Below are 20,109 nucleotides of genomic sequence, written 5' to 3'. Positions count from 1 at the left end.
AGAAGCGATCGGAGCAGTCGCTCCGACCAGTTCTTCGCGTGAAGCTTTCGCGGGATCTTCGGTGATGTCCGCTCCGACCACGCGTGCGGAGGCGCGTACACTGAGGAGTCTTCGTCATGCTTCGCACGCTGCTTCTTTCGTCCGCCGCGCCACCCGTCGTGCACGGCGAGCTCGTGACGCTCAACCGCCGCGCCGCCGCTCGCTACGGGCGAGCCGCGACGCCCCTGTCGAGCTTCGCGCGCACGCACCTCACGTCACGGGGCATCGAGGTCGCGTCGCCGGTGCTCGCTCACCGCCTGCTGACCGACGCGGTGAGCATCGAACTCGGCGCGGCGGCCCCCTCGGGCAGCGCTCGCACCTTCGGTCCGGCCGTGCGTGAGTTGCTGCGCCTCGAAGTCGACCTCGACGCGCTCGCGCGCGATGACGTGCCGCGGGTGCGCGACGTGGCGCGCGTCGCCGCTCGCTACCGCAGCTTCTTGCGCGGCGAAAGCGTGGTGGACGGCGCGGAAGTCCTCGCGGTCGCCGCGCGCACCATCGAGCGAGGCGGACCGTTGACGCTGTTCGGGTACGTGCGGCTCACGCTCGACGAGCGCCGCTTCCTCGACGCGTTCGCCGGGGACGGCAGCGTCGTCTGCCTGCCGTGGACGCCGCACCGCTTGTTCACGGAGAACGAGGAGGCCGGAGCTTGGCTGGAAGCGCGCGGGTGGACGGTGCAGTTCGACGCCCCGCCCCTGCCCGACGCCGCGAACGCCTTTCTGGGCGGTGGGCTGGCGAAGGTGCGGGCGCGGTCATCCGCGCACCGCGAAGAGGAAGTGCGCGCCGCCCTGAGTGAAATTCGAGACTTGTTGAAGCGCGGCGTGCCCGTGTCGGACGTCGCCCTCGTCGTGGCGGACGACGCCGCTTGGGGACCGCTCGTGCAAGCCGTGGCGTGGGAGTACGACCTCGACGTGGACGTCACCGCGTCCGTACCGCTCGGGGAGACACGCGTCGGCTCGTGGCTGCGCGTAGCTCTGGAGGTGGTGGAGCGTGGTCCGGCGTTCGAGCGGGTCGCGCGACTGCTCGGCCATCCGCTCGATGTCGGCGTGGAGCCGCACGCTTGGCGAGCGTTGAGAAGCGCGAGGCCCGACGCATTCGACGGGTGGAGCGAGGCGGGCGTGGACTTGAGCGCGTTCGCGTGGCCCGCGCAAGCGACGCGCGCCGCGTGGACGGCGCGGGTAACGAACCTCCTCGAAGCTCGGGACGTCGAGGCACGCGCACGCGCGCGAGGGTCGCTCGACGAGGCGGCCCTCGACGCGCTGACAGGAGAGGTGCGCGCCTTGGCCCGCCCCGCGGAGGAACTGGTGTCGCGCGAGGCGTTCTTGGAAGAAGTGCGTACGTTGCTCTCCTTGCTAGCCGTCGCTCCTCAAGCGAGCGGGCAGGCGCTGGAGCTTCTCACGCCGTACGCCGTGATCGGCGCGAGGGTACCGCACGTGTTCATCCTGGGCCTCGTGGAAGGCGAGTGGCCCGCGCCGCTCGCCGACGATCCGCTGCTGGACTTCATCGAACGCCGCCGCCTGAACGCGAGCGGCGTGCCGCTCGAAGTCCCGGCGTCCCTGGCGAGGCGGGACGCGTTGTCCTTCTGGTCGTTGCTGTGCGCCGCGAGCGGCACCCTCACCGGAAGTCACGCACGGCAAGGCCAGAGCGGCGGCGAGGGACTGCCCAGCTCGTACCTCACGCGCCTCACGACCGACATCGAAGCGCACGAGCGCCGCACGCCTTGCAGCGAGGAGGAAGCTCGGCGCGTCTCGCTCGACGCGGCCGACGACGTCACGGCGTTCGCGCGGCACGCCCTCGACGTGGAGCGCCGCCGAGAAACCGCGACGACCTTCGACGCCTTCGACGGCCTCACCGGCCTTTCCGTCGCGGTGACCGAGCGGGTGTACTCCGCGAGCGAGTTGCGCGTGCTTGGCACGTGCGCGTTCCGCTGGTGGTTGTCGTACGAGCTGCGCGTCGACGTGACCGACGAGAACGACGACGAGTCGCTAGGCCTGGGGCGCTTGCGGCACGAGACGATGCGCTTGCTGGCGCTGCGCGCTCAAGCGAGGCCGGGCGAGGACGCGCGAAGTGTCATGCTCGGCGCGCTCGAGGGCGCGCTGCGCGAAGCGGAAGAGCGCCTCGGCTGGCCGCGCACACCCCTGTGGGACGTGCAGCGCCTCGAGGAACTCACGCGCCTCCGGCGCGCCCTGAGCGCCCCGAAGTTTCTCGCGCCGAACGCGCGCATCGCCCTCGTCGAAGCGCCCTTCGAAGGCGCGTGGTACGGCTTGCGAGTGCGCGGCGTCGTCGACCGTGTCGACGACCTCGGGCGGGCCGTGGCGATCGTGGATTACAAAAGCGGGTCGAGCAAACCTCCGGGCGCGCAGGACACGGACGGCAAGCTCGGCCTCGACGTGCAACTCCCGATCTACCAGCAAACGGCCCTGCCCGCCCTCATGCCGGGTCGCCCGCCGGGCGGAGCGCGGTACGTATCGCTGAGCACCGGGGACAACCTGGGGCAACTGCGCCTCGGCGACGCCGCCTTGGAAGCGTTCGCGAATCGCGTGAAGCACGCCCTGGAGGGCGGCGCGTTTCCACCGAGGCCGGACGCGGCGCGCAAAGCGTGCGAACGCTGCCCGTACCCGGCCGTGTGTCGCGCCGGGCCTCGCCTCGCACGCAAGGAGCCCGCGTGAGCCTCACGGACGCACAGGCGCGCGCGGCGCACGCGGCGGGCAGCGTCGCCGTCGTCGCCGGGGCGGGCAGCGGGAAGACGCACATGCTCGTCGCGCGCTTCCTGCATCACCTCGAAGCGCACGGCCTGTCCCCGCTGGAGGTCGTGGCGGTGACGTTCACGGAGAAAGCAGCGACGGAACTGCGCGCCCGCGTGCGCCGAGGCGTGCAAAGCGCGCGGCCGGACGACTTCGAGGCGCTCGCGGAGCTGGAAGCCGCGCCGATCGGAACGCTGCACGCCTTGTGCGGCCGCATCGTACGCGACCATCCGCGCTCGGCGGGCGTGCGGGCCGACGCGAGGGTCATCGACGAGCAGGAGCGCGCGGCGTGGCTCGACGAGCACTTCGCGCTCGCGCTCGCCGCCCTGCCGCCACGCCTGTTCACGCGCCTGCCGTACTCGCGGCTTTCCGAGGTGCTGCGCGCCCTGCTCGGCGATCCTCTCACGGCTCAGCGCGCGTTCGCGGTAGGAGGAGAGTCTTGGAGCGTGTGGGCCGCGCAAGCGAGACGAGACGCGGCGCACGCGTTGACGAGCGAGCCGACGTGGCGCGAAGCCCTGCGCACCCTGCAGGCGGTGCTAGGAGAGGAAGGCGACCGCGTAGAGGACGCGCGACGCACCGCACTCGACAGCGCTCGACGTCTCCTCGACGATCCCTCGACGCACGCGGAGGTGTTGCGCACGCTCGACTTGCGCGGCGGAAGCGCCAAAGCGTGGCCGGACGGCGCGCTCGCGAGCGTCAAGGACGCGTTGAAGACCATCAAGGCCCTCGCCACGGATCGCGGTGACCTCACGCTCCAAGTCGGGGTGGGCGACGCGTGGTGGCAAGAAGCGCTTCCGGACGTGCGTGAAGCCTTCGAGGGCGTGCAAGCCGAATTGAGCGCGCGCAAGCAACGCGAGGGACTGCTGGACTTCGCGGACCTCGAAGTGCACGCCCTGCACGCGCTGCAAGACGAGCAGGTCCGCGCGCACTACGCGCGGCGCTGGAAGGCGTTCCTGATCGACGAGGCGCAAGACGTCAACCCCGTTCAAGACGAAATTCTTCGGCACTTGTATGCGACGGCGCGCTTGACCGTCGTGGGCGACGAGAAGCAGAGCATCTACGGTTTTCGTCGCGCGGACGTCGACACCTTTCGCCGCGCCCGCACTGCCGTCACGGCCGAGGGCGGCGAGGAGGTCGCGCTCGACGTGAGCTTCCGCACCCACGCGCGCCTCGTGGACGCGTGCAACGCCGTCTTCGCGCCGCTCCTCGGCGACCTCCACGCGCCGCTGCGCGCCGCGCGCCCTTCGAGCACCGCCGTCTTTCCCATCGAGGCGCACGTCGTGGACGGCGAAGAATCCACGGCCGAGCAGCGACGCTTGGAAGCCCACCTCGTCGCGCGGCGCGTGAGCGCCTTGCTGGACGAGGGCCTGCTCGTGGAGGACCGAGACGGTCCTCGCGAGGCGAGGCCGGGAGACGTGGCGGTGCTGACGCGCACCTGGGCAGCCTTACCGGCGATCGGCGCGGCCCTCGCCGCGCACGGCGTGCCCGTGGTGGCGGCGGGCAGCGGCTCGCTGCTCGACACGACGCCCGCGCGTGACGTCGTCAACCTCCTGACAGCCGTGGCATTGCACGACGACGTCGCGCTGATCGCGGTGCTGCGCTCGCCGTGGTGCGGCCTGAGCGACACCACGCTGCACACCATGCACCGAGCGCGCGGAGAGCGTCCGTGGCTGGACGCGCTGGCGGCGTGCACGGATCCGCTCGCTCGCCGCGCGAGCGAGTTCCTGCGGACGTTGGAAGCGCACCGTCGGTCGTGGTCGCCGAGCCGACTCGTGCAACTCGCCGATCGCCTCGGCGGGTACAGCGCCGTGCTCGCGCACCTGCCGGACGCGGAGCGTCGCCTGGCGGATTGGCGCGGCACCCTCGACCTCCTGCGGGAACTCGAGCGAGGCGAGGAGGACGTGTTCCTCGTGGTGCGTCGCTTGCGTGAGTATCTGCAAGCCGGATGGAACGTGAAGCGTCCGGCGGTGGCGAGCGGAAACGCCGTGACGTTATCGACGATGCACGGCGCGAAAGGCCTCGAGTGGCCGATCGTCGTCGTCGCGGACCTCGCGTGGACGCCGACGAGTGACGCGCCGAGCGTGCTGTTCTCCCCCACCTTCGGCGTGGCGTGCCGACCCGAGGGATCAGAGACCGAGCTGCCCGTGCCGTACGCGCTGCAAAGCACGCTCGCCGCGCGGCGTGAAGATGCCGAAGCGCGCCGCTTGCTGTACGTGGCGCTCACGCGCGCGCGCGACCACCTCGTCCTCACGGCGTCGAAGCGCCCGCCGCGCTCACTGTTCGCCTTGCTCGAACCCGGCTTGGAGGCGGCGGGCGTCGACGTGCAACGGGTCGTGGCCGACGCGGACGACGAGCGTGACGCATCCCCGAGCGCTTCTCCCGCTCCCGTTCCGTCCGACGATTGATACGCTCACGCACCTTCGACGGACTCGCTCGGCCTTTGACGAAAGAAGCGGTGGCGCGTTACCTCGACAAGCGTGACGGCGTCGACGGACAGCGCGGTCACGACGCCTTGCAAAGTCGCTTCATGGAGGCCCCTCGGTGGGCACCCGGACGTCCATGACGCAAGCGACTCGCTCCGCTCCGAGGAGCGGACACGTCGAGTACGTCGTACGGGAAGTTCGACCCCGGCTTGGTGTTCGACCCGACGGGACGGCACAGGACCCCGCACGATAACGAACACCGCGCCATCGAGACGTTGTCGCAATCGTCATCTTTCCATTCGCGGCGGCGCATCCTCAGCGCGGCTTCACGGTCGAGAGGTGTAGTGGTATTCCCCTGCCGAGGAGTTATTCGTGGTGGCAAGCGCCCGGAGAACATCACGCAGGCTTTGAACTCAATCGGAGGAACACCATGCAGACTCGTGACGCTCGACCTCGCCAGCATCGACACCCCCTTCAGCATCGAGTCGCACGGACGACGGCTTCCTTCCGACGCGCCGCGTCCGTCCTGACCGGCACCCTCTGCCTCACGGCCCTGACGGCGGCGTCCGGTCAGGGAATCGCGAGCAAGCTGAACGTTCCGAGCGGCTTTCACGTCACGGAGTACGCGAGCGGCTTCGAGAGCCCTCGCCTGCTCGCCGTCGCACCCAACGGGGACGTGTTCGTCAGCGACATGGGAGCGGGCACGGTCTTCGTCCTCCCGGACCGCAACCGAGACGGAAAGCCCGACGGCAAGTCCGCCTTCGCCACGGGATTACGCCAGCCACACGGGTTGGCATTCCACAACGGGTATCTGTACGTCGCGAACACCGACGCGGTCGTGCGATTCGCGTACAAGTCCGGGGACACGAAAGCGAGCGGGGCAGCCCAGAAGTTGGTCGATCTTCCGTCCGGCAGCGGGCACAGCACGCGAACGGTCACGTTCGGGCGGGACGGGCGGATGTACGTTTCCATCGGCAGCAGCTGCAACGTCTGCGAGGAGAGCGACCCGCGGCGTGCCGCCGTGTGGGCGTACGACGCGAACGGCAAAAACGGCAAGGCGTACGCGACAGGGCTGCGCAACGCCGTGGGACTGGAATGGTTCGGCGGCACCCTGTACGCCACCAATAACGGCCGTGACATGCTCGGCGACGACATCCCGCCGGAAAGCTTCTACAAACTCCAAGCCGGGGGGAATTACGGCTGGCCGTACTGCTACACCTTGAGCGGCAAGCAAGTGTTCGATCAGCAGTTCGGACGGAAGACCGCCGCGGTCTGCACGAACGCCACCCCGGCCTTCGCGACGGTCACAGCGCACAGCGCGCCGCTCGGCTTGGCGTTCTACACGGGCACGAAGTTCCCCACCGCCTACCGCAACCAGATGTTCGTAGCGCTGCACGGCTCTTGGAACCGCACCGAACGCACCGGGTACAAGGTCGTGATGGTGAATCCACAGACCGGGGAGGCCCAGGACTTCGTCACCGGCTTTCTGGACGGGCAAACCGTTCGTGGCCGCCCCGTGGATCTCGCGGTCCTGCCGGACGGCGCCATGCTGCTCACGGACGACGATAACGGCGTCATCTACCGCATCACCTACGGTCAGTAAGGAGGTCGGCGGTACCTCGGACGAGCGCCGCCTCGTCAAGGTGCGACTGCGGCCCTGAGCGTGCTCGCGGCGCGAGAGGAGTTGCCTCTCGCGCCGCGTTTCCACTGCCGCGCCGTCCATGGGCGGCCTGCTTTTCGCTTGTCGTCCGCGAGCGACACGGCCACGGGTCTAGGAATCCGTGCGTGCCCGACGATGAGCAACTCGCGCTGCGAGAGCGGGGCGACGGAGATGTGGTGACGTCTCGTGGACTCGTGGCGAGCGCTTCGATCGCGGGCTGAGCCGAAGGGCGTAGCGAGCCCGTGGCCACTCGGCGGACGAACGAACGAAGGGCCGCTTGCTACAGTCGATGAGCTTCCACTGCTCGCGCTCGTCGTGCTCGACGCCCTGCCGCGCGGCTTTTCCATGCTTCCCTCGTTCCCGGGAAGCGGCCGCCTCACGACTCTCCCGGGAACCGTTATGGACACCTTGATCAACCTCCTTGCAACCACCTGGCATGACATCGTGACGACCTTGCACCGCACGCTCGCCTCGAACGAGCTGGCCCAAGGCGGCCTCCTCCTCGGCGCGCTCGGCGCGCTCGCCGCCACCCTACGCACCTTTCCAGGACGACTATGGGAAGCCTTCAAGAACCGCTTCACCCTCACGCTCGACGTGCAAGGCGACGACCACGCCTTTCCCTGGCTCGCCGCGTGGCTGGCCGCGCAACCCGTCGGGCGGCACTTGCGCCACCTCGGCGTGGTGACGCGCTTCAACGAGCACATGGGCGGCCAGAACCTCACGCTCGGCACCGACCGTGACGGGGACGCCGTGCACGTGCGCCTCGTGCCGCTGGGCGGGCAGGTGCTGCTGCGTTACCGCGGCCACTGGGTGCTCGCGCGTCCAAGCCGGGAGCGGCGCGACGGGCAGGACCGCAAGTTCCTCGGCTACACGCACGCGTTGACCTTCCGCATGTTCGCCTCGGCGCGCAACGTGATTCCGCAACTTCTGCAAGACGCGTACGACTTCACCGCCGGGCGGCACGACGGCCGCGTGGAAATCCACGTACCCGAGTACCAGGGGTGGAACCTCGCCGAGCGGCGCGCGGCACGCCCATTGTCGAGCCTCGTGTACGACGGGGACGTCTTGCAGCGTGCGCGCGGAGACCTCGCGGCGTTCCTGGCAGATCGCGCGTGGTACGCCGAGGTCGGCATTCCGTACCGCCGCGGGTACTTGCTGCACGGCCCGCCCGGCAACGGCAAATCGAGCCTCGTGGCGGCGCTCGCCGGGGAGTTCGGGCTCGGCGTGTGCATTCTCAACCTCGCGACGCCCGAGCTGAGCGACGACCGTCTCGTGGCGTTGCTGAGCAACTTGCCGCGCCGCGCGGTGATTTTGCTCGAAGACATCGACGCGGTCTTTCACGGGCGCGCGCCGAGAACGCCGAGCGTGAAGCTGTCCTTCAACGGCCTCTTGAACGCCTTGGACGGCGTGGCGGCCGGGGAGGACGGGCGGGTGACGTTCATGACGACGAATCACCTGGAGCATCTCGACGCGGCGCTGATTCGACCGGGCCGCGCGGACGTGCACGTGTTCCTGGGAAACGCGTCGAGGGCGCAAGTGGCGGGCATGCTGCGCCGCTTCTGGCCGGACGTGACGGAGGGCGTGGTGCGAGAACTCGCGCATCGCGTGCCGGACGGCGCGGTGAGCATGGCGGCGGTTCAGGAGTTCCTGCTGGCGCGCCGCGGTGACTTCGACGCGGTGCAGCGTGACTGGAATGCTTGGCTGGTCTCGGTGCACAAAGGCTGCCCGACGAAGTTACGCCTCCTCAGCGCGTAAGCGGCAAGGAAACGACTCGTTCGCCTCGAAGCAGTTGCCGATTGACGCGCCGCCCTGCGCCTCGCGGGCAGTAGGAAGGCGGGAGAACGCGCACGAGACGGTCTCGCCGTCGAAAGAACATGAGGCGGGTAGTTGATTCAAAGGAATGACGCATTGTAGCGGTGCACGAACAACCACACCAACGTCTCCAAGTTCGCTCGACTTCGACTGAACGACAAGGACCGACGCACCAAGTGCGGCAACCTCGCGCGTAACGTCGCATTCAAGCGCTCGATGTGCTGCGTCCCCCCCAGCTTATGCAACGCCCCGAACACCACGCCTCGGTACGCGGCCAGTTTATCCGTGTGGCACTCCGCGCTCACGTACGCGCCCGGCAGGCTTTGCCACAACCCGAACGCGCCCACCGCGTCCCGAGGCCCGAGAAAGCACCCCACGAGGCGCCGTGTGGGACGGTCCATCGCCAGCCACACCCAAAGCTCGCGTGAACGCCGACCGACGAAGGTGCATCACTCGTCGCACTCCATGACGAGTGGCGCGGTCTTCGGGGCGCTCACGCTTTTTTTGACGCGACCACCTGGTCTTCAAGGCTGTGTGGCACGGTCTTGTGCAGCTTTTGGAGGTGGAGACGCAACCAGGAACGGCTCACGCCCACAGCGCGGCAGATGCCGCGGTGCGAGAGACGTTCGGTCAACAAACGGTTGACGAGGGCTCTGTGTCGTCAGAAATGCGAGGGCGGGCATGATCGAACGTGAATTGAAAGGTGCAGGCTCGGCAGAGGAAGCGTTGCTTGCCGGTGTGGGCATGGCCGTTTTTGACGATGGTGACGGAAGCGCAGCGCGGGCACGTCACTCCGTTCATGCTTCATTGAACACCCGTCATGCTCTTAAAGCCACTACCGCACCACGAATACCGTTGACTCATGGCGCATAGCACGCTATCTTTTCCTTATCAGCGTCCGAAAGGACGCTTTTTTCGTTTCCAAGTGAAAGCCAATTCCTCTCGCCTTCGGTTCCCCGTCACCCGCTTTACCAGAGGAGCATGACCGGATGCCGCCAGCGCGGAGCCGAGGAGTATCATGCAAGAACACCAAACATGAGAAGCCTCGAAGGTCGTTCCCGCTTCCTTTTGGTGTGGAAGAGGAGTGCGAGCATGATCGCAACCAACAGTCGCGAAACCGTTCAATCACTTTACGACGCCTTCTCCCGTGGCGATGTCCCCGCGGTGCTCGGAAACCTTGACCCGGAGGTGGAATGGATCGAAGCTGAAGGCGGTCCGTACCCTGGCACCTCGCGTGGTCCCGAGGCCGTGCTGCAGAACGTGTTCATGAAGCTTGGGACGGAGTGGGATCGCTTTACCGTCACGCCTCATCAACTCGTGGACGACGGCGAGACCGTGGTGATGCTCGGCGAGTACAGCGGGACGTACAAGGCGACCGGAAAGAGCATTCGCATTCCGGTCGCGCACGCTTGGACCGTTCGTGGCGGCAAGATCACCCGCTTCGTGCAGTACACCGACACGATGCTGTTCCAACGAGCGCTCGCGCACTCGTAACGACGAGACGCGCGCAACTGCTTCTAGGAGCGTCGACGCGCAGGCCACGACGCGAGCTCGTTCTCATGGGCGGCCTTGAATGGCCGCTTTCTTCGTGGCTCGTGCGGACGGGCCTACGGACGATCACGAGCAGTGCGCACGCTTGACGCGGCGCCGTTCCCCTACCGGTCGCACTGCCCCTCGCTTGACCCCGCCCACCCGAGCGGGCGGAACTCGCACCACGCCTCGACGCCTGGTTCGATGTCGGCAGTGCCTCCAAGCAGTTCGCAGCGACGTGCGGACTTCTCGCGCGAGCCTGGCTCGTGACGCTGCCCACCTCCTGCAACTTCCCGATCACGGCGTGCAAACCGCCTTTCTCCGGTCGGGCGAAACGAGTGGATCGGTGCAGTCATCGTCCGGTCACGGTGGTACGCCTAGGCTGCCCTCACTTCCGCTGGGAAGCGGCGCCGCACGAGCGGACGTCGGAAGGAGCTTGTCATGCCCGTGAATAAGACCTTGGTGACGCCGAAGCTTCGGACCGAGCCGCTGAACTACTCGCGTCACGAGAGATTCGATGACGACGGCTTCCAATTCTTACCGTGCGGCGCCATGGGTCCGCCGGAGCCATCACCGAGCAGGACCGCCTGTCGATCGAGATCGGCGCCGACGTCGCCTCTTACACACGGAACGTCGGTCAAGAAGACCCGTTCACTGCATTCACTCGGCCCGCACGTCGCAGCACACGGGCCGCCGAGGTGACGAGATGACCAAACGTTCCTTCCACGCGCTGCTCGCCTTTTTCCTCGCCGCTCTGCTTCTCGTGGGCACCGCCCGCGCGGTGACCGGAGGCGGCTTCGGCGGCTCGTCTCCATCGAGCAGCAGCAATTCGTCCTCTCCGAGCTCCTCGAGTTCCTCGTTCGGGTCTTCGTCCTCCATCACGGGATCGTCCTCGTCCTCGTCCTCGTCCTCGCCGAGCACGAGGTCCAGTTCCTCCTCCGACTCGAACTGGACGCTGGGCGAGGTGCTGTTCGTGATGAGCTTGTTCGTCGCCTTTGCGGTGATTTCCTCGCTGGTCGACTGGGTGAAGGCGCGGCGGCGCTCTCCTCAGGCCGTGCAGGTGCAAGTGCTGCTCACGGACGGCGCGAAGGTCAAGGCGCAACTCCAGAAGCTCGCGCAATCGCACGATCCGGACCGGCCAGGCGGTCTGCTCACCTTGCTGCGCGAAAGTGCGCTGCTGCTGCTGCGGCACAAAGGAGATTGGGCCTACGGCACCTTGGAACGGCGCCGGGCAGGTAACCTTTCGGGCGCGGCGAGCGTGGTGGGCGGGTGGGCGGCGCGCGCACGGGCGGCCTTCGAGACCCAGACGACGAGTCAGTATCAGGATGGAAACGCCCACAAGGGCTTCGTCGGAACTCGAAAGAATCAAGGTCGACCGGGCGGCACGTACCTCGCAGTGACCCTGGCGGCCTCGACGGTGGACACGACCAACTTCAAGGTGGCGCGTGGCACGCCCGAGAGCTTGGAAACGGCCCTGCTCGCGCTGGCGGGCGTGGAGGAGGGGCAATTGGGCCGCTTGGAGGTCGTTTGGAGCCCGGACGCCGAGGGCGAGTTCTTGAACGAGGACGAGGCCATCCGCCGCTACCCTGCCTTGACGCGGTTGTAAACTGGGGCGCCCACCCCCCTCGTGCTCGATGCGTTCGGCCTCCTTCCCCGGTCGCCGCGCCAACACGGCGCGCCTTGTCCAAGCAAGGTGAGATTACGCGAATTGACGTTGCCCTCGCGTTGGCACCGTTCCGGCTTCAGTCTCGCCCGAACGCCGAAGGGTCGCGCTCGCGGTGACCGCGAGCGCGACCCTTCGGACCCGGGGCATTCCCCGATGCTCGAGCACGAAGGAGCATCGGTCGCCACTTCACGCGCGCGGCGTAGACGCCTTCAGGGCGTCTTTCTGCTCGTACATCCTGCAGTCGGCCAAGCGCACCGCGCTCCACACGTCAAGATTCTCGATCGGGAAGATCGCCGCGCCTACGCTGATTTCTTGTCGAGCGATTCCTTGCCGTTTCAACTCTTCGTACAACCGCTCCAAGCTGTGCGTCAACGCGTGAGCCTCGGCGAGGGGGACGAGCCACGAGAACTCGTCGCCGCCCAATCGAAACGCGCGCTCCTGAGTATCGCAAGCGGCGCGCAGACCGCTCGCGACACGCTCGATGAGCGCGTCGCCCGCAGCGTGCCCGAAGCTGTCGTTCACGTGCTTGAGGTTGTTGACGTCGAGGATCACGATCGCGAAGGGGTGCGCGCGCTTCTCGAGCTCGGCGAGATGCAGTTCGAAGGCGCGGCGATTGCCGAGGTCGGTGAGGCTGTCGGTGTTCGCCGCGTGCTCCAACTGACGCTGCAAGTCCTTGAGCGGCGTGTAGTTTTCTTGCACGCCGACGAAGTACCGCAGCGTGCCGTCTTCGAACATCGGGCGGATGCGCACCTTGTACCACAGCGGCGTGCCGTCCTTGCGGTAGTTCAGCAAGACTTGTTCGATCGGTTCGGCGCGGTCGAGCGCTCCGCGCAGCACCTCGACGTCCGCAGGGTTCGTGCCCGGGCCTTGCAGGACGGCGCAACTGAGGCCCCGGATGTCGTCCAGGGAGTAGCCGGTGTCGCGCGTGAAAGTCTCGTTGACGTACAAGACGCGGCGACGATCGTCCGTGATGAGAATGCCGATGCCGGCGTGTTCGAGCGCGGCGGCGAGAACGCTCGGACTCAACGGTGGCATTCGACGTTCACGCGTCCTCATGCTTGCACACTCGACCAGAACGCGGCGGCGGGCGTGGCGAGTCCGGCGGGACGCGAAGTTGGACGACCGAGAAAGTAGCCTTGCGCGAAGTCCGCGCCGAGTTCCTGCGCGAAGCGCAGTTCGCGCTCGGTTTCCACGCCTTCGATCACGACTTGCACGCCCAGTTCGTGCGCGAAGCGTACGAGCGCCGCCACGAGATCGACGCGCGGATCGGCGTCGTGCAACCCACGGATGAGCGCTCGGTCGAGCTTCACGATGTCGGGCCGAAGCGTTTCGAGGAACGTCAAGCTGGTATAGCCCGCCCCAAGGTCGTCGAGCGCGACTTTGGCGCCTTGTGCTCGGTATCGCTCGAGAATTGCTTTGAGCAACGTCAAGTCCGGGAAGGCTTCGCTTTCGGTGACCTCGAACAGCAGGCGGGAGAAATCGGCGTTCACGTCACGGCAGGCTTGGAACGTGGTTTGCAAGCAGATGTCGGGGTTGTAGACCACGCCCGGCGCGAAGTTGATGAACAGCAGTTCGTGAGGTTGGAGCAACGGGTAGGCGGTGCCGATGGCGTGTCGACGGGCGTGGGCGTCGAAGGCGCGCGCCTGACCGTGCGCCGCGGCCGCTTCGAGGAGGACGGCCGCGCCCAGTTCCACGCTGTCGAGGCGGCCTCGAGCGAGCGCTTCGTACCCGTACACTTCACCGCTCGTGAGGCGCACGATCGGTTGAAGGTGAAAGTGAAGGTGTTTGGCCACGTCGGCGAACCAAGGAGTGGCGAGGCGATGCAGCCACAGGTGAAGCGGCGCGGATTGCCAAGCGTCCGTGCGGTTGTCGGTGTGTGGAGCGGCGTGAAGGTCGGCGCGCTCGTTGAGCGAGAAGGTGTCGAGCAAGCCGCGCAAGGTGCTCGCGGCGCTCGTCGTTATGACGAAGGTGTCGCCGTGAAGCTCGAAGGGAACGTCGAAGGCGTGCAAGGACGCGTGCAGCTTGCGGTGAACGTGAATGGATGAAGCGCGTACGGCGAGCGCGTCGGGAAGCTCGGCCGCTCGGATGCTTTGACAATCGCACAAGGTATTCATGGTTCCTCAATGGCGTGAAGGGTGAAGTGCCTTGCGAAAAGCATACGAAGCGAAGTCTTACAAGGATCTGTCGAAGGCGAGACTTCGATCGACCGCGACGTGAAGTTAGGCGTCGATACGTTCTCTATTCGAGTCGGCGCCCAACGCTTCGATTTTGGAAAATTGTCGAGAATATTGAACGTCTTCCTTCGGTAGTGCGCGAACGCATACAAAGCGGCGACTGTGTAATCGGACGACATTTATTCGCACTTCATGTCGTTTTGTAGGCTACCAAAGTGATGTTCTTGTAAGAATTTCGCTGCCACCATGCGTTCGGCGGAGCAGGAGACGCGTCGAAACCAACCGCGCGACTTCGCACGCCTCGGCATCCACCCTGTTCACGGTTCACTTTCGACTCGATTCGAACGAAGACGGCACGACGTGTCGTCGAAGGAGTCATCATGGTTTCTTTGCTTGCCGCTCGGCGCTTGCCCCTGATCCTCACCCTTTCGCTCGCCGCGACTTCCGTCGGCGTTGCCGCTCCCCTCCGCTTCGGTGTCATCACGTCCATCACGGGCCGTGGCGCGTCCGTCGGCGCTCAACAACTCGCCGGTTTCGCGGCAGGCGTCGCCGAGATAAAACGCCGCAAGCTCTTCGGCGATCGGCAAGTGACTCTCATTGTGCAAGACGACGCGTCCAGCGTCCCGCAAGCCGTTCTCGCCGCGAACAGTTTGGCGGCCCGAAACGTACGACTGATCTTCTCCTTCGACGCCATTCATGGCGCCAAGCCCTTGGCGAGCTTCGCGACGAAACAGCGGCTACCGCTCGTCTTCCTCGAGGGGCGCGGCTCCTTCGGCGCGTCTCCCTTCGTCGTTCGCCTCTCGGGCGTGAAGCTCGGCGCCAAGACCGCGGCGCCCGTTTTTCGCAAGCAACTCGGCAAGAACGCGACCTCCGCGGCCGCCGTTCGTGCGTACCTCGGCCTGCTCGCCGCGGCCACCGCCCTTCACGACCGGGACGCCGAGCGCCGCGACGCCTTACCGCAAGCTTTGACCGACGTGGCGATGCCGTCGTCGTACGGCACGGTTCGCTTCACCTCTAATTCCGCGGCGCTCGCTTCGACCGGCGCTCGCCCGCGATGACTTGCCCGCGTCTCCACGGCGGATCACTCGACGATCTGCGACCGCGCGAAGGCTTTGACCACGGCTCCCAACTGTTCGGGTCGGTCGTACGGAAGACCGTGACCGACCTCCGAGACGACCTCGTAGCCGAGGCGAGGATTGAGCCCTTGCAGCGCGCGAGCGGCTTCGATCGAAACGACGCCCTTGCTCGCCAGGACCATCAGCAGAGGCGCGCGAATGCGGCGAATCAAGTCGTGATACGGCGGGTTGGGCGGCGTCAGCACCTCGAACGCCCGGATGTGGGTTCGAAGGCGCGCGTCGACGAGAAGTTCGATCATCTCCGCCGAACGATGCGGATGACGAAGTCGTGACTGCGTCAGCAACTCGCTTTTGTCCGCTCGAAGGAGGTGGCGATGCTGCTCGACCACCTCGCTCTCGTAGACGTCACGCTGTTGCTCGGGACCGATGAACGTCGGGTCGACGAGAACGACGCCGCGAAGGGCGGTTCCGAGTTCGCTCGCCACGACGGCCGCCGTCATGCCGCCCATCGAGTGTCCGAGCAGAATCGGGTCGGTCAGTTGCAACGCGTCGATGAGGCCCACGACGTCGCTCGCGTGGTCGCAGTACAGGTACCCGTCGGACGGAGCGCTCGACCTTCCGTGCCCGCGCGCGTCGGGCATCACCACGTCGTACTCGTCTTCGAGCGTGCGCGCCAAAGCCGTCCAGCACGCGCCGCTTCCCGCCAATCCGTGCAGGGCGATCAACGTGGGCTTGTCTCCACCCGTTCGCACGTAGTGGATCTCGACGGCGTTCACCTCGCAGCTTCCGCTTGTCCAGGCCGCAGGAAACGGACCGACATCATTCATGCGAAGTAGAATCTCACACGTCGTCGCCTCGGGCTCGAAACGCCTGAGGCTTCAGGCAGTCGAGAGGTTCGTTTTTCCGATTGCCGACTCGTCCGACGTCTTGCCCGCCGCCACGTACGTTCCGCGTTACCGTGGGGCATGCCAAGCGCGAGGAATCTATGATGGAGCACGCGAACGCACCGACGTTGATCACCGACCGACTCATGTTGAGTGGACACACGACGGCCGACTTCGACGCCTGCCTTCGGCTGTGGAGCGATCCGCTCGTCACGCGCTTCATCGGCGGTCGGCCGTCCACTCGCGAGGAGGTGTGGAGCCGCCTTCTGCGCTACGCGGGTTTGTGGGCCTTGCTGGGCTTCGGATACTGGGCGATTCGCGAGCGGTCCACGAGCGCTTTCGTCGGAGAAGTCGGATTGGCAGACTTCCACCGGGACCTCACGCCCGGCATGAAAGGAGTGCCGGAAGCAGGCTGGGTGTTGCTGCCGAGCGTACACGGCCAAGGCCTCGCGACGGAAGCGTTGAGCGCCGTGCTCCGTTGGAGCGACACGCACCTCGCGACGCCCGAAGGCGCCGCGAAACCGACCTTCTGTTTGATTCACCCGGACAACCTCGCGTCCGTGCGCGTCGCTCGAAAGTGCGGGTACCATCTGCGCAGTCAAGTGACGTACCGTGATCAGCCGACCCTTCTGTTCGAACGCACCACGGCGTCCAATGCTGTCTCGTCGGCTTGAAGGGAATTCCACGCGAACTGTTCACGACCTCCACTTCGCGCTCACCCCTCGTCGGTCAAGACGGCGTTCGGCGTGAAGGCGGAGCGGGCCGGAGATGCCTGACCGGCCCGCCGAAGTTCCTCAGTCGACGGCTTCGGCCCTGACCTTCGACGCCGAGAGGCGGCTGCCCGTCAGCACCGCGAGGGCCAAGGCCACGACCGCCGCGCCCGCCGCGAACGTGGGACCGCCGCCCAGCCTCGCGTACAGCGTGCCGCTCAAGAGCGGCCCCGCCACCTGCGCCAGCGACTGCACGCCCTGCGCGCCACCCTGGACGCGCCCCTGCGCGTCCTCGGGAGCTGCCGCGGAAAGCAGGGACGCCAGCGTCGCGTTGAAGACGCCCTCACCGGCCGCAAAGAGAATCACGCCGACGTACAGCAGCGCCGCTTGGCCTGTCAACGGCACGAGCGCCAGCAGCAGCATGCCGATCACGCCCGCCGAGAGGCCAAGCTGCGACACCCGGCGGTCCCCGAACCGCTTCAGCAAGATGGGCAGCAGCAGCCCTTGCGCCACGATGTCGCACACGCCCACCGCCGTGAACACCACGCTGACTCGGCTTGGCCCCCAGTCAAGGCTGTCGCGGGCCATCAAGGTCAAGACCACCTGCATGAGGGAGAACGGCAAGATGAACAGCACGCTCACCGTCAGCAAGCGGCGCACGACGGGCAGTTCGAGCGCGCCTCGAAGCGGCGCGAGCGGATTCAAGTGCGCGGCGTCGAACTGCCGGGTGCGCCGCTCCACCGGCAAGCTCTCGGGCAAGATGAAGTATCCCCACAGCAAGTTCAGGACGCTCACGAAGGCGGCGGCGTAGAAAGGCGCGCTCAAGCCCAGGTGCGACAGCAGCCCTCCGAGGGCCGGGCCGACGATGAAGCCCGCTCCGACCGTCGCGCCGATCTGCCCGAAGACCTTGCCACGCGCTTCCTCCGGGGTGGTGTCGGCCACGTAGCCGAAGAGGGCGCTCAAGCCGCCGGCCGTGGAACCGTCGATGCCGCGCCCCAAGAACAGCATGAACAAGCTGCCGCCGAGGCCGAAGATCACGTAGCCGATGGCCGAGCCGAGCAGCGAGATGATGAGCACGGGTCGGCGTCCGTACGCGTCGCTCAACGCGCCCAGCAAGGGCGAGGAGAAGAAGGTCAGCAGCGCGTAGAAGGCCGCCAGCCAGCCGACCACGTTGGCTTGCAAGTGAAGGTCCGGCACGTACTTGGCGACCACGAAGGGCAGCACCGGGATCGCCAACGAAAGCCCCATCGAGAAGAGGAAGGCGGTGGCGAGCAGGAACACGATGGGCGGGCGCTTCCCGGTCGCCGGGTCGAACGAGGACGTCTCAGTCATGCGGACAGCGTAGACGCGGCCGCACGGCGAGGTATTGAAAAAAAGCGACAAGGGAGTCGCGACGTCTCACGGCGGCATCGGAGGCAGCAAGACGCGCGGATCGTGCCGCGAGCCGTCCAACTCCGCGCTCTTTTGGTTGCGCGCGTCGCTCAAGCGGGCGAAGGTGGCGGGCGTCAAGCCGCCCAGAGCGCGAAACTCGCGCGTGAGGTGCGCCTGATCCGAGAAGCCCAAGTCGTGAGCGAGGGTGACCAGCGGCGTCTGCGGCCCTTGAGCCAAGGCGTTGTGTGCCGTTTCGAAGCGAATGAGGCGCGCCAGTGTCTTGGCGCCGACGCCCACCTCCTGCACGAACAAGCGCTCCAGCGTGCGCGGACTCAACTCCGACTCGCTTGCCAACTCCGCCACGCGCCGCTGCCCACCGCTGTGGTAGAGCCGCACGGCAGCCCGAACCCCCTCTCCGGCCGTCCACGCGCGGCCCGCGCGCGCTGCCTGCCGACCGGACGCGAGCGCCAGCAGCCAGTCGCTCAGCAAGGCGAGCGCCGCCTCGTCGTCGCGGGCGACCAACGCGGCTTGGATGGCCCGGGCCGTGCGGGCCGCGCCGCTGCCCGCCGCGCCCGCCAGCAAATCCAGCGCCGCGTCGGGATAGCTCCAGCCGAAAAGTTGCCGCGCGGCCCAAGGGTACAGCTCGGCCCGCAGCGTCCGCACCGCGCCTTCCGAGAACAATCGCGTGGGCGCCGTCACCAGTCCCTCCAGTGTGGCCGGCGGCAGAAGCGTGAGCACGCCGCCCGCCCCGATCACCCACGAGCGGCCCGACGAGAAAGTCAAGTGCGCGAGTTGCTCGGGAAGGAAGACGTGCTGCTCGGCTTGCGAAAGGTGCTCGTCCATCAACCAGTAGACCTGCACCAGCGACCTCAAGGCGGGTGGAGGCAGAATCAGGCGGCGGACCATGCCGTCATTCTGGCCGTTCGTGCAAGCGGACACGTGAAGCACCCTCGAAACCCTGTCGAAGAAGGGCGGTCGACCTTGGATGTCGCGTGGCTTCTCGGAGCGCGCCGACCCGAAGGGCAAGTGGCGCGGGCGCCCCGAAGAAGGAACTCCTTCCTGGAAGGAGTTCCTTTCCTCGGGTCAGTGCACGGGCGAAGGGCGTGCGGGATACGCTCGCGTCCGCGGCATCGCACGCCGACTTCGCGAAGGGTTCTTTTCAGTGTCCGTGAGCATCCGAGGCGGGGGCGAGCGCTCCTACCTTCGGGCAATTCACGAGCGGGTTCCAGTTGGCGAACAACCCCTTGGGGTTGTACTGCCAAGCCCACAAGTGCAACGCGTAGAACGGTTGCGGCAGCAAGGTCATGTTGGGAACGAACTCTTGACCGAGCATCGCCGGCGAGGCCTTGTTGCCCTTGTCATGCCACGCCTTTTGAAACACGAGATACTCCACGCCCACCAAGCGCAGCGAGCCGTCCTCGCGTGGCTCGTACATCAGCAGCTCGGGGCGCATCGGGTCGACGGCGGGATCGTCGATCAGCGCTTGGTTGGTGAAGTGGATTCCTTGGGCGCCCTGGGCGTTGCTCATGCAGTCGCCGAACTGGGTGTATCCGGCGGCGCGCGCCGCCTCGACGTTCTCGAAGCGGGACATCATCTGGCGAAGTTGAGCGAGTTGCGCTTGCGTGGGCTCCGGAGTGTATTGAGCGGCGGCCCACGCCGTGAAACCCAACGCGACGACGGAGGTACCGATGAAGAGCTGACGCATGCTGTTCTCCTCTCCGGCGCAGTCACCGGTAAAAGTACGGGTCCAGCACGCGCACCTCGACGATGCGGTCCAGCGGAAGCCCGTTGCGGTTGGCCGCTTGCCGAATGGCTTCGGGATTGGGGCCGTCATAAACGCAAAACGTCTTCTTCTTGTCGTCGCTGACGTACGAGTGCACCCAGGTGACGCCGACGTCGGCGTTCTGGCCCACCACGTTCAGGCACGCCAAGGCGCCTTCTTCGGAAACGGGAATCTGCAATCCTTCGGGAAACGTCCGTTCGACCATGTACCGGGGCATTCGAACCTCCTTGGCTTACGAGC

The 20,109-nt window shown here is 66.8% G+C and carries 17 protein-coding genes and 1 pseudogene; 8 read left to right on the top strand and 10 right to left on the bottom strand.

From position 1 onward, the window contains the following. The first annotated feature begins 116 nt into the window (after positions 1-116). From DES52_RS10460 to DES52_RS10445, 4 genes are all read left to right on the top strand, one after another. A complete protein-coding gene (locus DES52_RS10460) occupies positions 117-2,705 on the top strand; it encodes a PD-(D/E)XK nuclease family protein (protein ID WP_110886762.1) in 2,589 nt (862 codons plus the stop codon). Further along, positions 2,702-5,185 carry a UvrD-helicase domain-containing protein gene (locus DES52_RS10455; RefSeq protein ID WP_170130998.1) on the top strand — a complete coding sequence of 828 codons (2,484 nt, stop codon included), beginning with the start codon at positions 2,702-2,704 and terminating at the stop codon, positions 5,183-5,185. Before DES52_RS10460 ends, DES52_RS10455 begins: the two co-directional genes overlap by 4 nt. Positions 5,186-5,633: 448 nt before the next feature. Next, positions 5,634-6,806 carry a PQQ-dependent sugar dehydrogenase gene (locus tag DES52_RS10450; protein ID WP_110886760.1) on the top strand — a complete coding sequence of 391 codons (1,173 nt, stop codon included), beginning with the start codon at positions 5,634-5,636 and terminating at the stop codon, positions 6,804-6,806. Between the two features lie 456 nt (positions 6,807-7,262). Then, positions 7,263-8,618, top strand: a complete 1,356-nt coding sequence (locus DES52_RS10445) for an AAA family ATPase (RefSeq protein ID WP_170130997.1) — start codon at positions 7,263-7,265, stop codon at positions 8,616-8,618. A 137-nt stretch (positions 8,619-8,755) separates the two neighbouring features. Here the strand turns inward: DES52_RS10445 and DES52_RS10440 are convergent. Beyond that, a pseudogene (locus DES52_RS10440) lies at positions 8,756-9,109 on the bottom strand (IS1 family transposase); the annotation flags it as partial. Positions 9,110-9,305: 196 nt separating this feature from the next. Then, positions 9,306-9,476 (bottom strand): IS1/IS1595 family N-terminal zinc-binding domain-containing protein, encoded by a 171-nt coding sequence (locus DES52_RS23715; protein ID WP_110886757.1) that lies wholly within the window; start codon positions 9,474-9,476, stop codon positions 9,306-9,308. 291 nt (positions 9,477-9,767) lie between these two features. Between DES52_RS23715 and DES52_RS10430 the strand changes: the two genes are divergently transcribed. Further along, positions 9,768-10,169 carry a nuclear transport factor 2 family protein gene (locus tag DES52_RS10430; protein WP_110886756.1) on the top strand — a complete coding sequence of 134 codons (402 nt, stop codon included), beginning with the start codon at positions 9,768-9,770 and terminating at the stop codon, positions 10,167-10,169. A gap of 696 nt (positions 10,170-10,865) precedes the next feature. Here the strand turns inward: DES52_RS10430 and DES52_RS22915 are convergent. Continuing rightward, positions 10,866-11,126, bottom strand: a complete 261-nt coding sequence (locus DES52_RS22915; protein ID WP_170130995.1) for a hypothetical protein — start codon at positions 11,124-11,126, stop codon at positions 10,866-10,868. A gap of 43 nt (positions 11,127-11,169) precedes the next feature. Here DES52_RS22915 and DES52_RS22910 point away from each other — a divergent pair, with 43 nt between their 5' ends. Further along, the gene (locus DES52_RS22910) at positions 11,170-11,811 is read left to right on the top strand and encodes a DUF1517 domain-containing protein (RefSeq protein WP_170130994.1); all 642 of its coding nucleotides are present in this window, start codon (positions 11,170-11,172) and stop codon (positions 11,809-11,811) included. A 246-nt stretch (positions 11,812-12,057) separates the two neighbouring features. Here the strand turns inward: DES52_RS22910 and DES52_RS10420 are convergent, their stop codons facing one another. Both DES52_RS10420 and DES52_RS10415 read right to left on the bottom strand, forming a co-directional pair. Then, positions 12,058-12,906 (bottom strand): sensor domain-containing diguanylate cyclase, encoded by an 849-nt coding sequence (locus tag DES52_RS10420; protein ID WP_170130993.1) that lies wholly within the window; start codon positions 12,904-12,906, stop codon positions 12,058-12,060. A 17-nt stretch (positions 12,907-12,923) separates the two neighbouring features. Continuing rightward, a complete protein-coding gene (locus DES52_RS10415; RefSeq protein WP_110886753.1) occupies positions 12,924-13,985 on the bottom strand; it encodes an EAL domain-containing protein in 1,062 nt (353 codons plus the stop codon). 440 nt (positions 13,986-14,425) lie between these two features. On the opposite strand from DES52_RS10415, the gene DES52_RS10410 reads away from it, so the two are divergent. Continuing rightward, complete coding sequence (locus tag DES52_RS10410) at positions 14,426-15,103, top strand: ABC transporter substrate-binding protein (RefSeq protein ID WP_110886752.1); 678 nt, start codon at positions 14,426-14,428, stop codon at positions 15,101-15,103. Between the two features lie 23 nt (positions 15,104-15,126). On the opposite strand, the gene DES52_RS10405 is transcribed toward DES52_RS10410, so the two are convergent. Then, entirely contained in the window at positions 15,127-15,897 is a 771-nt protein-coding gene (locus tag DES52_RS10405; protein WP_211317902.1) for an alpha/beta fold hydrolase, read from the bottom strand. 209 nt (positions 15,898-16,106) lie between these two features. Here DES52_RS10405 and DES52_RS10400 point away from each other — a divergent pair, with 209 nt between their 5' ends. After that, positions 16,107-16,679 (top strand): GNAT family N-acetyltransferase, encoded by a 573-nt coding sequence (locus tag DES52_RS10400; RefSeq protein ID WP_245900901.1) that lies wholly within the window; start codon positions 16,107-16,109, stop codon positions 16,677-16,679. A 120-nt stretch (positions 16,680-16,799) separates the two neighbouring features. Here the strand turns inward: DES52_RS10400 and DES52_RS10395 are convergent, their stop codons facing one another. From DES52_RS10395 to DES52_RS10380, 4 genes are all read right to left on the bottom strand, one after another. Next, complete coding sequence (locus DES52_RS10395) at positions 16,800-18,047, bottom strand: MFS transporter (protein ID WP_110886750.1); 1,248 nt, start codon at positions 18,045-18,047, stop codon at positions 16,800-16,802. A 66-nt stretch (positions 18,048-18,113) separates the two neighbouring features. Beyond that, positions 18,114-18,992: a helix-turn-helix domain-containing protein gene (locus DES52_RS10390; RefSeq protein WP_110886841.1), complete on the bottom strand. Its 879-nt coding sequence runs from the start codon at positions 18,990-18,992 to the stop codon at positions 18,114-18,116. Between the two features lie 253 nt (positions 18,993-19,245). Further along, positions 19,246-19,791, bottom strand: coding sequence for a hypothetical protein (locus tag DES52_RS10385; RefSeq protein WP_110886749.1), 546 nt, complete (start codon positions 19,789-19,791; stop codon positions 19,246-19,248). Positions 19,792-19,813: 22 nt separating this feature from the next. Next, entirely contained in the window at positions 19,814-20,086 is a 273-nt protein-coding gene (locus DES52_RS10380; RefSeq protein ID WP_110886748.1) for a DUF4242 domain-containing protein, read from the bottom strand. Positions 20,087-20,109: the final 23 nt, after the last annotated feature.

Source organism: Deinococcus yavapaiensis KR-236 (genome assembly GCF_003217515.1).
Lineage (GTDB): Bacteria > Deinococcota > Deinococci > Deinococcales > Deinococcaceae > Deinococcus_A > Deinococcus_A yavapaiensis.
Note: the sequence above shows the minus strand (reverse complement) of the source record. Positions and strands in the feature narration are given on the sequence as shown.